Origin of the sequence: Nonomuraea sp. NPDC050383 (assembly GCF_044459125.1) — a bacterium.
Lineage (GTDB): Bacteria > Actinomycetota > Actinomycetes > Streptosporangiales > Streptosporangiaceae > Nonomuraea.
Genome location: NZ_JBITIP010000002.1, coordinates 712675 through 725312 on the forward strand (window position 1 = coordinate 712675; position 12638 = coordinate 725312).

Sequence of the window (12638 nt, forward strand, 5' to 3'; positions counted from 1 at the left end):
GCCTCCACGGGGAAGGCGGCCCCTGGCCGGCTACTCCCGGCCCTCGTCCGGCAGGCCGTTGTCGAACTGCTGCGGCTGCACGAGCTTGTTCGGCTTGCCGCGCTCGGACTTCGCCAGGACGGCGGCGTCGGGGTAGTCGGTGACGAAGGCATCCACGCCCAGGTCCAGGTGGGCGCGGTACTCCGCCAGCGCGTCGCCGTGGTCGGTCGGCGCCTGACCGCGGCGCAGTTGCAGGGGCAGGTACTGGTTCTCGCTGCGGAACGTGTACACGCCGATCTTGAGCCCCGCCTTGTGCGCGTCCGACACCAGCGTCGTCGGGGTGCCCCATCCGCCATCCGGGTTGACCGGGATCGCCGACGACTTGTCCGGCCCGATCCACCGGGCGTACTGGGCGATCTTCGCCAGCCCCTCGGGCTTCATCATGTCCGCGTACGTCGTCGGGTCCCCGGCCGCCGTCAGGTCGTACGGCCGGCCCGTGGTGCCGAGCGCCTGCCACAGCGGCACGCGCAGCTCCTTGGCCACCCGCTTCAGGCTGGACGGCTCGAACGACTGCACCACCACCGGGCTGTTCGGCCGGTCGAGCCCGTTGCGCTTGACGGTCTCGATCAGCGGCTCCTCCAGCGGCAGCCCGATCGACCTGAAGTACGTCGGATGCTTGGTCTCGGGGAAGACGCCGACCTGCCGGCCGTACTGGCGGGAGAGCCGCTTGGCCAGGTCGAGCACCTCCTGGAACGTCAGCACCGGGTAGTAGCCGTTGTAGACGGTGTTGCGCTGGCGGATCGCGGGCAGCCGCTCGACCGCGCGCAGCGTCTTCAGCTCGGCCAGCGTGAAGTCCTCGGTGAACCACCCGGTCACGTCGCGCCCGTCGACGACCTTGGTGGTCCTGCGCGCGGCGAACTCGGGGCGCAGCGACACGTCGGTGGTGCCGGAGATCTCGTTCTCGTGCCTGACGACCAGGACGTGGTCCTTGGTCGGCACCAGGTCGGGCTCGATCCAGTCGGCGCCCATGGCCACGGCCAGCTCGTATCCGCCCTGCGTGTGCTCGGGGCGGTGACCCGCCGCGCCGCGGTGGCCGATGACGACGACCTTGGACCGGTCGGCCGCGGGCTCGGCGGCGGCCGGGGCGGCGGCCGCTCCGGCGAGCGGAACGAGGACGGCCAGGGTGGTGGCAGTGGTGACTGCGATCTTTCGCACGTGGGACTCCCTGCGGTGTCGGCACCGGAGACTCTCACCGGTGATCACCGCCGCCGATTATGGTAAGGACCGAAATACGGCTATGGCGCAATATCAGCGAAATTTCTCGGTGTTCCGGGCGGGGGTCGACTCCTCGTTCGGCAACTGCGTCGGTGGCCTTCGGCGGCCTGGCCGTGCGCCGCACCCTCCGCCGCCCCGGCTGACGGGGCTCGCTCCGTCAGCGGGGCGCGGGGGGACGGCAAAAACCGCAGCATGACGGTGTCGCAGGTCGCTGGCGGGATAGGGATCAGGGTGTCCGGGGCCGGTCCCTTCCCAGCAGGAGATGACACATGGTCGCTCCCCTTCTCGCCACCGTGAGCGATGCCGCCGGGACGGCCCTGAAGCAGACCGCCGCGAGCACGGCCGATCTGGGGGCCGCGCGGATGCAGATGGCGCTCTCCCTGGGCTGGCACATCATCCTCGCCTGCTTCGGCGTGGGCATGCCGGCGATCACCCTGCTGGCCGAGTGGCGGGGGCACCGCACCGGTGACGTCCACTACCGGCTGCTGGCCCGGCGGTGGGCGCGGGCCATGGGCGTGCTGTTCGCCGTGGGCGCCGTCTCCGGCACCATCCTGTCGTTCGAGATGGGCCTGCTGTGGCCGGGGATGATGGGAACGTACGGCGAGGTCATCGGGCTGCCGTTCTCGCTGGAGGGCATCGCGTTCTTCATCGAGGCGATCTTCCTGGGCATCTACCTGTACGCCTGGGACCGGATGCCGCCCGTCGCGCACATGCTGTCCGGCGTGCCGATCGTCATCGCGGGTGTGGCCAGCGCGTTCTTCGTCGTCACCGCGAACGCCTGGATGCAGCAGCCGACCGGATTCCTCCTGCGCGACGGCCGGGTGGTGGCGGTGAACCCGTGGGCGGCGATGTTCAACCCGGCGACGCCGCCGCAGACCGTGCACATGATCCTGGCCGCGTTCATGGTCGCCGGGTACGGCATGGCGAGCGTGTACGCCGTGGCCATGCTGCGCGGACGGCATGACCGCTACCACCGGGTCGGCCTGCTGCTGCCGCTGACCGTGGCGGGGATCGTCACGCCGTTCCAGATCGGTGTGGGCGACTGGGCGGCGCACTTCGTGGCCGACAACCAGCCCGTCAAGCTGGCCGCCATGGAGGGCGTCTTCGCGTCGGGGCGCGGTGTGCCGCTGCACCTGGGCGGGATCGCCGTCGACGGCGAGCTCAGGTACGCCCTGGAGATCCCGTACGGGCTGTCGCTGCTCGCCCACTGGAATCCCGGCGCCGCCATCCAGGGCCTGAACGTGGTCCCGCCCGGCGACCGGCCGCCCGTCAACATCGTCCACTGGGCGTTCCAGATCATGGTGGGCATGGGCATGGCGCTGCTGCTGCTCGCCGCGTGGCTGGCCATGTCCTGGTGGAGGCGGCGTGAGCCGCCGCGCACGGTGTGGTTCGCGCGCGCCGCGGCGCTGTCGGGGGTGGCGGCGGTGCTGGCGCTGGAGGCCGGCTGGGTCGTCACCGAGGTGGGGCGGCAGCCCTGGATCGTCTTCCGCGTGCTGCGCACCGCCGACGCCGTGAACCCGGCGCCCGGCCTGGTGTACGGCTTCGTCCTGGTCACGGCGGTGTACGTGGTGCTGACCGTCGCCACCGTGTACGTGCTGCGGCGGCTGGCGCGTGACGTGCCGGTGCCCGTCGCGCCGCAGGAGCCCGACGTCTCCGGCTACAAGGTCGTCTGACCATGCCACTGCCGGAGATCATGCTCGCGGTGCTGTGGATCGGGCTGACGGCGTACGTGCTGTTCGCCGGAGCCGACTTCGGCGGCGGCGTGTGGGACCTGCTGGCCGGCGGGGCCGCCACGGGCCGCCGCAGCCGGGAGCTGGTGGAGCACTCCATCGGTCCCGTCTGGGAGGCCAACCACGTCTGGCTGATCTTCGTGCTCGTGCTGATGTGGACGGGCGTCCCGTCGGTGTTCGCGGCCGTCGCCTCCACCCTGTACATCCCGTTGACGCTCGCGGCGCTCGGCATCATCGCCCGGGGCGCGGCCTTCGCCTTCCGCAAGGCGTCCACGGAGCTGTGGCAGCAGCGGCTGTTCGGGGCGACGTTCGCGTTCTCGTCCGTCGTCACGCCGTTCTTCCTGGGAACGGTGGCGGGCGCCATCGCCTCCGGCCGGGTGCCCCCGGGCATCGCCCAGGGCGACCTGGTGACGAGCTGGGCGAACCCGACGTCGCTGGTGGCGGGCGCGCTGGCCGTCGGCACTGCCGCGTACCTGGCCGCGTGCTACCTGACCCGCGACGCCGAGCGCACCGGGCAGAAGGACCTGGCGGAGGAGTTCCGGCGCCGGGCCCTGGTGACCGGCCTGGTCGTGGGCGTGCTGTCGGCAGCGGGGCTGCTGGTGCTGCACGCCGACGCGCCGCGCCTGTTCGCCGAGCTGACCTCCGGCCGGGCGCTGCCGTTCCTGGTGCTGTCGGTGGTGGCCGGGGTGGCGTCGCTGCCGCTGCTGTGGCTGCGCCGCTATCTGGCGGTACGGATCACCGGCGCGCTGGCCGTGGTGGGGCTGCTGTGGGGGTGGGGCGTGGGGCAGTACCCGGTGCTGCTGCCGGGCGTGACGCTGCGGGAGGCGGCGGCCACCGGGACGGTGCTGGCGGCCAGCCTCGGCGCCCTGGCCGTCGGGGCGGTGCTGCTGGTGCCGTCGCTGTGGTGGCTGTACGCGACGTTCCAGCGCGGGCACACGGCCGGCAAGGACCGGGAGCAGGCCGGGAGTTAGGTACCTTCCCGCCGGCTCATCCTTCTCCTTACGCCATAAGCTATCCTCTGTCGGGTAACTCTTTATGCCATAAGGAATCAGAGGTGAACCGGATGACCACCCGGGTGACGCTCCACGACGGAGCCGAGATCGACGTCGAGATCGAGGGCGACGGCCCCGCCGTGCTCCTGCCCGTGAACCCCCGTCCCGTCGAGGGCCCGCAGGCGGAGGAGATGCGCAAGTGGGGCGCGGACCCCGCGCTGGGCCGCACCCTCATCGACGGGCTGGCGGACCGCTTCACGGTCGTCGCGTTCGACTACGAGGGCCATGTCCTGGCCCAGCCCAAGCCGGACACGCTCACCCCCGCCAACGTGGCCGCCGACGTGCTGGCCGTGGCCGACGCCGCCGGGGCCGACCGGTTCGCGTACTACGGCTACTCCTGGCTCGCGCTCAGCGGTCTCCAGCTCGCCGTCCGCACCGACCGGCTGTCCGCGCTCGTCATGGGCGGCTACCCGCCGATCGGCGGCCCGTACGCGGCGATGCTGGCCGTCACCACCGCCACCCACACGATGGCGACCGACCCGGCCCCCGAGGAGCCGGACGGTGAGCCCGGGGAGCCGGGCGACTGGTCCAAGGTGAAGGTGACGATGACGCCCGGCCAGACGCAGCAGTTCGTCACCCTGTACGAGGAACTGCGCGGGTTCGACGACCTGGCCGTGCAGTCGCGGGTCACCTGCCCCCGGCTGTGCTTCGCCGGCTCCGCCGACGTGATCCAGTACGACGAGCGGTGGGGCGGCGTCATCGTGGACATCGCCGGCCCGTTCACCGGACGGCGGGACGAGATGGAGTCGCTCGGGTGGGAGGTGCGGGTGCTGGACGGCCTCGACCACACCGGCGCCATGCAGCCGGGTGCCGTCCTGCCGATCCTGCGCCCCTGGCTGGAGTCCCGCCTGCCGGCCCGGGTGTCGTGACGCCTCAGACGTAGTAGCCCTGCACCGGGACCTGCGCCTTCTCGTAGAGCGCGGGTCCCTCCAGGCGGGGACCGGCGGCCGTGGCCGGCGGCTTCAGACCGGTGAGCTGCTCGGTGGACAGCGCGAACACGACGCGGCCGAGGAACGAGCGCTCGATCGCGCCCGTGCACATGCCGCACGGCTGGCAGCTCGTGTACATCGTGGTGGCCGCCGCCGCCTCGGGCGTCAGCTCGCGGGCCGCCCAGCGCGCCAGCTTCAGCTCGGGATGGGCGGTGATGTCGCCGCCCGTCACCGTCGAGTTGCGCTCCTCGACCAGCACATCGCCGTCCGGGCCCACCAGCAGCGAGCCGAACGGCGGGTCGCCGCCCTCACGGGCCTCGGCGGCCAGCTCGATGGCCCGCAGCAGGAACCGTTCGTCGTCGTGTGTCATGGGGACTCCGTCCGTACATCGGGATTGATCTTACGAGCGGCGGCCACGGCGGCGAGCGCCCGCCAGGCCGCCTCGGGGTACAGCGTCTCCGCCGGGTCCTCGCCGAACGGGTCCAGCACCACCGTCTCCACGCCGAGCAGCCGCAGCTCCTCCAGGTCGCCGAGGACCTGGTCGAGCGTGCCCTCGCCGGCGAGCCGGTCCGGGCCCGTGACCGGGGCGTCGGTCAGCCGCAGCACGATGCGCGGGACCATGGCCGGCACGGGACGTCCCAGCTCCTCGGCCGCGGCGGCCAGCCGGTCCGCCGCCTCCCGCATCCACGGCACCGTGCGCCGCAGCGGGTGCCAGGCGTCGCCCAGCCGCGCGGCCCGGCGGATGCCGGCGTCGCTGTTGCCGCCCACCCACAGCGGGATGCGTCCCGCGCGGTAGTCGTCCTCGTTCTCCCACGCGGCGCGCATGGCCAGCAGGTGCTCCTCGGTCAGCGCGCCGCGCCGCTCGAACGGCACGCCCAGCGCCTCGAACTCCTGCCGGGCCCACCCGACGCCCACGCCCAGCACCAGCCGTCCGCCGCTGAGCTGCTGCAGGTTGGCGGCCATGCGGGCCACCAGCAGCGGATGACGGTACGGGACGATGAGCACGGTCGTGCCCAGCCCGATCCGGTCCGTGACGCCGGCCAGCCACGACAACGTGGTGAACGGCTCGTAGAACGGCGCCGGGTACTGCTCGGCCACGTCGGGCGTCACCACGACGTGGTCGGAGACCATCAGCAGGTCGAAGCCAAGGCCCTCGACGGTCCGCGCCCACCGGCGCAGCGTGCCGGGGTCGGTCCCGGGGCCGAAATTCGGAACATTCACACCTATCCGCACCCGTCCAACGCTATCCACCCTCACAGCCGATCCGGAAGGCAATCCTCACGCTATGAGGGCTGGACGGCCGTGGATCTCCCGGTAGTTTGGACCCATGGCAGAGAATGTCGATCCCACCGACTGGGCGATCATCGCCGAGCTCCAGCGGGACGGCCGCGTCCCTCTGACCGAGCTGGCCCGGCGCGTCAACCTCAGCGCCTCGGCCACCACCGAGCGGGTACGGCGGCTGGAGGCGGCGGGCGTCATCACGGGCTACCGGGCCGAGATCGACCTGGCCAAGGTGGGCTTCGCGGTGCTGGCGATGGTCCGGCTCAAGTACCCGGGCAACCGGCACGAGCCGCTGCACCGGCTGCTCGGCGAGCGCCGGGAGATCCTCGAATGCCTGCGCACCACCGGGGACGACTGCTACACGCTCAAGGTGGCGGCCGTCTCCATGGGCCACCTGGAGCGCATCGTGGACGAGCTCGCACAGTTCGGGAGCACCACGACCAACGTCGTCTACAGCCAGACCCTGGCCTACCGGGCCCCCGCCGCGCCCTCCACCTGAACGCTCCTCCTCGTCGCTCCCCGGGATCAGCTCGCGGCGCCCCGCTCCCGCGCGGCGGCGAGGCCGTCCGTCCGCACCTCCTCCGGCGAGCGGTCCGGGCGCAGGCCGCGCCACGAGGGGTGACGCAGCCGCCCGTCGCCGGTCACGTCCGCGTACCGCACCTCGCCGACCAGCCGCGGCTCCACCCAGCGGGCGTCGCGGGCGTACTCGCGCGGCACCGGCTGCCCGAACGGTGACGAGGGCCGCTCCAGCGGCGTCAGGTCCTCACGCAGCGCGACCAGCATGGCGTCGGTGAACCCGGTCCCGACGTGCCCCACGTACATCAGCCGCCCGCCCGGGTCGTACGCGCCGAGCAGCAGCGACCCGATCCCGCCGGCACGCCGCCCCGCGCCCGGCTTCCACCCGCCGATGACCACTTCCAGATGGGAGAAGTTCTTCACCTTCGTCCACTCCGGGCCCCGCCCGCCCGGACGGTACGGCGAGTCGCGCCGCTTGACGACCACGCCCTCCAGGCCGAGGCGGTGACTGGCGTCCAGCGCCGCCCGCGGGTCGCCGAGGAACGCCACCGGCGTCTGCCACCGGAACCCCGGCCGCACCAGACCCTCCAGCAGCTCCCGGCGCTCGTCGTACGGCAGGCGGATGGCGCTGCGGTCGTCGACGTGCAGCACATCGAAGATCATGTACGTGACGGGGACGGTCCTGACCAGCTCGGCGATCCTCATGGGCCGCCGCTGGTGCATCCGCGCCGCCAGCGCGCCGAAGCTGGGCAGGCCGCTGTCGTCGAACGCCACGATCTCGCCGTCGAGCACCACGTCGCGGCCGCCCACCGCCCCGGCCATGGGGTACAGCTCCGGATAGGCCGGCGTGACATCGCGCCCGTTGCGCGACATGAGGCGCAGCGCCCCCGCCTCGACGTACGCCAGGCCGCGCACGCCGTCCCACTTCATCTCCGCCGACCACAGGTCGTGCTGCGCGGGTGGCGGCAGGCGGCCGAGCTGGGCGAGCATCGGCCGGTACGTGGGGAGTCGCCCCATGACGGATGGCCTTCCCGCGCGGGGGACGGCTACGGTCCGGTGGGAGTAGAGGGCGGGTCAAGTCCCGACAAAGCACCCGTTTCCTCGTTCAGTCGGTCGTGAAGTCCTGGAAGTCGAAGCCCGGCGAGACCACGCAGCTCACCAGCACGGCCTCGTCGCCGGCGGGGCGCGCCGCCTGCCAGGCGCCTCCCGGGACCACGGCCTGCGGCACCTGTCCCTCCTCCACCAGCGGGCCGAGCACGACCGTCTCGTCGCCGACGGTGAGCGTGAGCGGCCCGCCCCGGTGCCACAGCCACACCTCGTCGGACCGTACGCGGTGCGGGACCGACTGCTCGCCGGGGTGGAGCAGGAAGTAGATGCCCGTGGCGCTGGCGCGCGGGCCGGGATAGCCGTCCGGCCGGAACGACACCGGCGAGCGCCAGGTCTCGCGGAACCAGCCGCCCTCGGGGTGGGGCAGCAGGTCGAGCGCGCTGGCGATGGGAGGGCGCTCCTCGAACCGGACGGGGGACCCGTGGACGTCGCGGCGCAGGAACCGGGTGCCGTCCAGGACGAGCTGCCCGGACAGCCCGCTGGCCAGGGCCTCCGCCTCGTCCGCCACCTCGGTCGACGGGCCGTCGGGATAGATCGTCAGCTCCACGGGGCGAGTCTATGATCTCGCTCCTGACGGCGTTGTCAGGCGGGGCTGGAAATGTCGGTCCGAGTGGCTAGTGTGCCCTAGGTGATCGAACGGTGGAGCCGCGACCAGGTGCTCGCCCTCGCCCCCGACGCGCCGTCCCGCAAGGCCGCCCAGGGTGTGGCGAAGGCTGCCGCGTGGCCGCTCCTCGGGGTCGTCACGGACGGTGCCGCCGTGGTGTTCGGCGAGTGCGCGGGGAGCGGGGCGAAGCCGTACCGGACGTGTGTCGACCTCGCGGAGCCCGCCTACCGGTGCGGCTGTCCGAGCCGGAAGTTCCCGTGCAAGCACGCGCTCGGGCTGCTGCTGCTCTGGGCGGCCGGCGAGGTGCCCGCCGCCGGAGCCGCGCCGGGGTGGGCCGCCGACTGGCTCGCCGACCGCGCCACTCGCCCCACCCCGGACGTCGCGCCGGTGGCGGGACCAGGTTCGGTGGCGGGACCGGAGGAGGCGGTGGGACGGGGGGAGGCCGCGGGACCGGGGGAGGCGGGTGGATCGGGGGAGGCCGCGGGACCGGGGGAGACGCTGCGAGGGGTGGAGGCTGCCGCGGGCCGGGGAGGCGGGCGTGGCACGGCGGAGTCCGCCCGGCATGCCCGCGTCACCGCCGGGCTCGCCGAGCTGGAGCGCTGGCTGGCCGACCAGATCCGCCAGGGCCTGGCCGCGGCCGGCGACGGCGACTGGGACGACCTGGCCAAGCGGCTCGTGGACGCTCAGGCGCCGGGGATGGCGGGCACCGTGTCCCGCCTGCGGGCGGCCCGCGCGGCGGACGACTGGCCGGAGCGGCTGCTGGAGGAGTACGCCCTGATCGATCTGCTGGCCGTGGCCTACCGCCGCCGCGCCCACCTGCCGGCCCCGCTGGTGCAGACGGTGCTGTCGCGGGTCGGGTTCCAGATGACGCGCGAGGAGGTGCTGGCCGGCCCGACCGTTCGGGACAGCTGGGACGTCCTGGGGCAGCGCGACGAGGTGCAGGAACGGCTGACGTCCCGCCGGCTGTGGCTGCGGGGCCGCGCCACGGGCCGGCCCGCGCTGGTGTTGTCGTTCGCCCCGCAGGGCCACGCCCTGGACGCCTCGCTGGTCACGGGCACCACCGTGCACGCCGACCTGGTCTTCTACCCGGGCGCCGCCCCGCTCCGTGCCCTCCTGACCACCCGGCACGCCGCACCTGCACCTGCACCCCCACCGGCACCTGCACCTCTGCCCGCACCCCCGCCTGCACCGCCCGCACCGGCCGCGCCCGCACCGCCCGCGCCTGCGACGACCATGCGGGCGACGGCGACCGTGCCCGCCACGACAGGGCCCGCGGCGCTCATGGGCGCGCCGCCCGGGGTGACGCCGGAGGAGGCGATGGACGAGGTGGCCACCGCCCTCGCCGCCGACCCCTGGACCGACTCCTGGCCCCTCGTCCTGGCCGGGGTCGTTCCCGGGCGTACCCGTCTCGGCGGATTCCCGTTGCACCGGAGCGCGTACGACCCGTGGCGGCTGATGGCCGTCTCCGGAGGCCACCCCGTCACGGTCGCCGCCGAGTGGACCCCGTACGGGCTGCGCCCCCTGACGACCTGGGCTGACGACGGGACGGTGGTGATCCTGTGAGCTGGGACGACCTCGCCTCCACGGCCCTGGTGGGCACCCACCGCAGGCCGTACCAGGGGGATCTGCTGGCGGACGCCGCCGTGGAGGTCGCCCGGCGGCGCGCCGGGCGCCGCCTCGCCCTCGCGAGCGAGCAGACCTCGGGCGCGGGCCCCGATCTCGTCCCCTCGGACGAGACCACCCCTGGCACCGGCGCGGATCACCTCCCCCCTCGGCAGGAGGTATCCGGGGACGGGCGCGTGGCGCCGCGGGAGGAGCAGGCGGCCGTCGGCGGGGTGGCGGCCGGGCGGCTGGTGCGGATTCTCGGGGGCGAGTACGAGCGGCTGCTGCCCGAGTGGCTGGCCGCCGCGGCGGCGACCGGACGCCGGGTGCCCCCGTACGTGCTGCCGGAGCTGCTCGAACGCGGCCGCCGCGACCGCTCCATCCGCGCGCACCTCGGCGTGCTCGCCGGGCGGCGCGGCCGGTGGCTGGCCGGGCTCAACCCGGCCTGGGCCTACCTGTTGGAGGAGCCGACCGGCGAGACGTGGGAGCTGGGAAGCCCCGCCGACCGCCGCGCGTACGTGCGGCGGCTCAGGGCGGACGATCCCGGGGCCGCGCGGCGGCTGCTGGAGAGCACGTGGGAGAGCGAGACGCCGGACGACCGGGCGGAGTTCGTGACCGTGCTGGCCGAGGAGCTGTCCATCGGGGACGAGCCGTTCCTTGAACGGGTGCTCGACGACCGGCGCCGCGAGGTCCGCCAGCAGGCCGCGAACCTGCTGGCCCGGCTGCCCGGCTCCGCGCTGTCCCGGCGGATGGCCGGGCGGGCCCGTGCCTGCTTCACCATCGCCGGAGGCGTGATGCGCGTGGAGCCTCCGAAGGAGTGCGACCGGGCGATGGAGCGCGACGGCGTCAAGGTCAAGCCGCCCCGGGGCATCGGTGAGCGGGCCTGGTGGTTGCAGCAGGTCATCGCCCGCGCGCCGCTGGAGATCTGGGGTCCCGATCCGGCGCCGCTGCTGGCCCTGCGGATCCCCGACTGGGACGCCGAGGTGAAGACCGCCTGGGTCCGGGCCGCCCTGCTGCAGCATGATCCGGCGTGGGCGCGGGCGATGTTCGCCTGGGACCCGATCGCCGACCTGCTGACCGTGCTGCCGCCCGGCGAGCAGCAGGTGCTCGCCGCCGCGTTCGTCCGCGAGCATGATCTGGACAGCCAGTTGATCATGGTGTTGGGCGGCGTGTCGCCGGACTGGCGCGAGGAGCTGGCCACGGCCGTACTCGCGAAGATCGTCAAGGTGGCCGGCACCCAGCCCTGGAACCTCGGCGAGCTCGTCAAGCTGGCCGGCGAGCGGGTCGCGCCCGCGCTGGCCGAGCTGGCCGCGCGTTACTCGACCGAGCCGGCGGTGCAGCAGGTGGCCGCCATGCTGCGGTTCCGCGCCGACATGATGGAGGAGCTTTCGTGAACGACCTCAGCCCGGTGAGCGGAGCCCGCACGGGCGGCGACGCGGGCGTGCCGAACGACGCAGGCGTTCTGCGCCCTCACGCGGAGGACCAGTACGCCGAGGAGCTGCACCTGCTCGCCAAGGAGGACGACCGGCCCCGCCCGCCCGGCTGGAAGCTGTCTCCGTGGGCGGTCACCACCTACGTCCTCGGCGACGGCGACCGCATCACGCCCAAGTACGTGGGAGCCCGCCGCATCGTGGAGGTGGCCGTCGCCACGCTCGCCACCGACCGCGCGCTGCTGCTGCTCGGCGTGCCCGGCACGGCCAAGACCTGGCTGTCGGAGCACCTGGCCGCCGCCGTCAGCGGCGACTCCACGCTGCTCGTCCAGGGCACGGCCGGCACCGCCGAGGAGGCCGTTCGTTACGGCTGGAACTACGCGAGGCTGCTGGCCGAGGGCCCGTCGATCGAGGCGCTGACCCCGTCGCCGGTGATGCGGGCCATGGCCGAGGGCCGCGTGGTCCGGGTCGAGGAGCTCACCCGCATGCCGTCCGACGTGCAGGACGCCCTCATCACCGCGCTGTCGGAGAAGACGTTGCCCATCCCCGAGCTGGGGCGCGAGGTGCAGGCAAGGCGCGGGTTCAACCTCATCGCCACCGCCAACGACCGCGACAAGGGCGTCGACGACCTGTCCAGCGCGTTGCGCCGCCGCTTCAACACGGTCGTGCTGCCCGTCCCGGCCACCGCCGAGGAGGAGGTCGACATCGTCTCGCGGCGGGTCGACCAGCTCGGCAGGTCACTGGAGCTGCCGGGCACCTCGACGGGGCTGGAGGAGATCCGGCGCGTGGTGACGGTGTTCAGGGAGCTGCGTGCGGGTGTCACCGAGGACGGCCGCACCAGGGTCAAGTCGCCCAGTGCAACCCTGTCCACGGCCGAGGCCATCTCGGTGCTCACCAGCGGCATCGCGCTGGCCGCGCACTTCGGCGACGGGGTGCTGCGGCCGGCCGACGTGGCGGCGGGGATGGTGGGGGCCGTGGTGCAGGAGCCGGTGTCGGACCGGGTGGTGTGGCGCGAGTACCTGGAGACGGTCGTCCGCGAGCGGCCGGGCTGGCAGGACTTCTACCGTGCCTGCCGTGACGTCTCCTGACCGCCGCTCCCGCGTCCGACGGCGCGGGGGCTCCACGTTCGAGGA

The 12638-nt window shown here is 73.6% G+C and carries 12 protein-coding genes; 7 read left to right on the forward strand and 5 right to left on the reverse strand.

The features are described 5' to 3' along the window. Positions 1-30 precede the first annotated feature (30 nt). Positions 31-1194, reverse strand: a complete 1164-nt coding sequence (locus ACIBG4_RS07965; protein ID WP_397201182.1) for a glycerophosphodiester phosphodiesterase — start codon at positions 1192-1194, stop codon at positions 31-33. 329 nt (positions 1195-1523) lie between these two features. On the opposite strand from ACIBG4_RS07965, the gene ACIBG4_RS07970 reads away from it, so the two are divergent. The 3 genes from ACIBG4_RS07970 to ACIBG4_RS07980 all read left to right on the forward strand — a co-directional run bounded on the left by ACIBG4_RS07970 (position 1524) and on the right by ACIBG4_RS07980 (position 4905). Continuing rightward, positions 1524-2927 (forward strand): cytochrome ubiquinol oxidase subunit I, encoded by a 1404-nt coding sequence (locus tag ACIBG4_RS07970; protein ID WP_397201183.1) that lies wholly within the window; start codon positions 1524-1526, stop codon positions 2925-2927. 2 nt (positions 2928-2929) lie between these two features. Further along, positions 2930-3955, forward strand: a complete 1026-nt coding sequence (locus ACIBG4_RS07975) for a cytochrome d ubiquinol oxidase subunit II (protein ID WP_397201184.1) — start codon at positions 2930-2932, stop codon at positions 3953-3955. Between the two features lie 92 nt (positions 3956-4047). Then, complete coding sequence (locus ACIBG4_RS07980) at positions 4048-4905, forward strand: alpha/beta fold hydrolase (RefSeq protein ID WP_397201185.1); 858 nt, start codon at positions 4048-4050, stop codon at positions 4903-4905. 4 nt (positions 4906-4909) lie between these two features. On the opposite strand, the gene ACIBG4_RS07985 is transcribed toward ACIBG4_RS07980, so the two are convergent. Beyond that, positions 4910-5335 carry a nucleoside deaminase gene (locus tag ACIBG4_RS07985; RefSeq protein WP_310716203.1) on the reverse strand — a complete coding sequence of 142 codons (426 nt, stop codon included), beginning with the start codon at positions 5333-5335 and terminating at the stop codon, positions 4910-4912. After that, on the reverse strand, positions 5332-6186 hold the full coding sequence (locus tag ACIBG4_RS07990; protein ID WP_397201186.1) for an LLM class flavin-dependent oxidoreductase: 855 nt from the start codon (positions 6184-6186) through the stop codon (positions 5332-5334). Before ACIBG4_RS07990 ends, ACIBG4_RS07985 begins: the two co-directional genes overlap by 4 nt. A gap of 106 nt (positions 6187-6292) precedes the next feature. Between ACIBG4_RS07990 and ACIBG4_RS07995 the strand changes: the two genes are divergently transcribed. Further along, positions 6293-6745 carry an Lrp/AsnC family transcriptional regulator gene (locus ACIBG4_RS07995; RefSeq protein ID WP_397201187.1) on the forward strand — a complete coding sequence of 151 codons (453 nt, stop codon included), beginning with the start codon at positions 6293-6295 and terminating at the stop codon, positions 6743-6745. A 26-nt stretch (positions 6746-6771) separates the two neighbouring features. Here ACIBG4_RS07995 and ligD read toward each other — a convergent pair whose 3' ends face one another. Both ligD and ACIBG4_RS08005 read right to left on the reverse strand, forming a co-directional pair. Then, positions 6772-7779, reverse strand: a complete 1008-nt coding sequence (ligD, locus tag ACIBG4_RS08000) for a non-homologous end-joining DNA ligase (RefSeq protein ID WP_397201188.1) — start codon at positions 7777-7779, stop codon at positions 6772-6774. Positions 7780-7867: 88 nt separating this feature from the next. Then, the gene (locus ACIBG4_RS08005) at positions 7868-8416 is read right to left on the reverse strand and encodes a cupin domain-containing protein (RefSeq protein WP_397201189.1); all 549 of its coding nucleotides are present in this window, start codon (positions 8414-8416) and stop codon (positions 7868-7870) included. An 81-nt stretch (positions 8417-8497) separates the two neighbouring features. On the opposite strand from ACIBG4_RS08005, the gene ACIBG4_RS08010 reads away from it, so the two are divergent. Genes ACIBG4_RS08010 through ACIBG4_RS08020 form a run of 3 tightly spaced genes read left to right on the forward strand, consistent with a single transcriptional unit; the run spans position 8498 to position 12593 of the window. Then, positions 8498-10036 (forward strand): SWIM zinc finger family protein, encoded by a 1539-nt coding sequence (locus ACIBG4_RS08010; protein ID WP_397201191.1) that lies wholly within the window; start codon positions 8498-8500, stop codon positions 10034-10036. After that, a complete protein-coding gene (locus ACIBG4_RS08015) occupies positions 10033-11469 on the forward strand; it encodes a DUF5691 domain-containing protein (protein WP_397201192.1) in 1437 nt (478 codons plus the stop codon). The genes ACIBG4_RS08010 and ACIBG4_RS08015 overlap by 4 nt, the downstream gene beginning before the upstream one ends. A gap of 47 nt (positions 11470-11516) precedes the next feature. Next, entirely contained in the window at positions 11517-12593 is a 1077-nt protein-coding gene (locus ACIBG4_RS08020; protein ID WP_397201247.1) for an AAA family ATPase, read from the forward strand. The last annotated feature ends 45 nt before the right edge of the window (positions 12594-12638 follow it).

Bases quoted from the DNA above. Each gene is read 5' to 3' on its own strand.
- ACIBG4_RS07970 (WP_397201183.1), top strand. From the start codon at position 1,524: ATGGTCGCTCCCCTTCTCGCCACCGTGAGCGATGCCGCCGGGACGGCC.
- ACIBG4_RS07975 (WP_397201184.1), top strand. From the start codon at position 2,930: ATGCCACTGCCGGAGATCATGCTCGCGGTGCTGTGGATCGGGCTGACG.
- ACIBG4_RS07980 (WP_397201185.1), top strand. From the start codon at position 4,048: ATGACCACCCGGGTGACGCTCCACGACGGAGCCGAGATCGACGTCGAG.
- ACIBG4_RS07985 (WP_310716203.1), bottom strand. From the start codon at position 5,335: ATGACACACGACGACGAACGGTTCCTGCTGCGGGCCATCGAGCTGGCC.
- ACIBG4_RS07995 (WP_397201187.1), top strand. From the start codon at position 6,293: ATGGCAGAGAATGTCGATCCCACCGACTGGGCGATCATCGCCGAGCTC.
- ligD (WP_397201188.1), bottom strand. From the start codon at position 7,779: ATGGGGCGACTCCCCACGTACCGGCCGATGCTCGCCCAGCTCGGCCGC.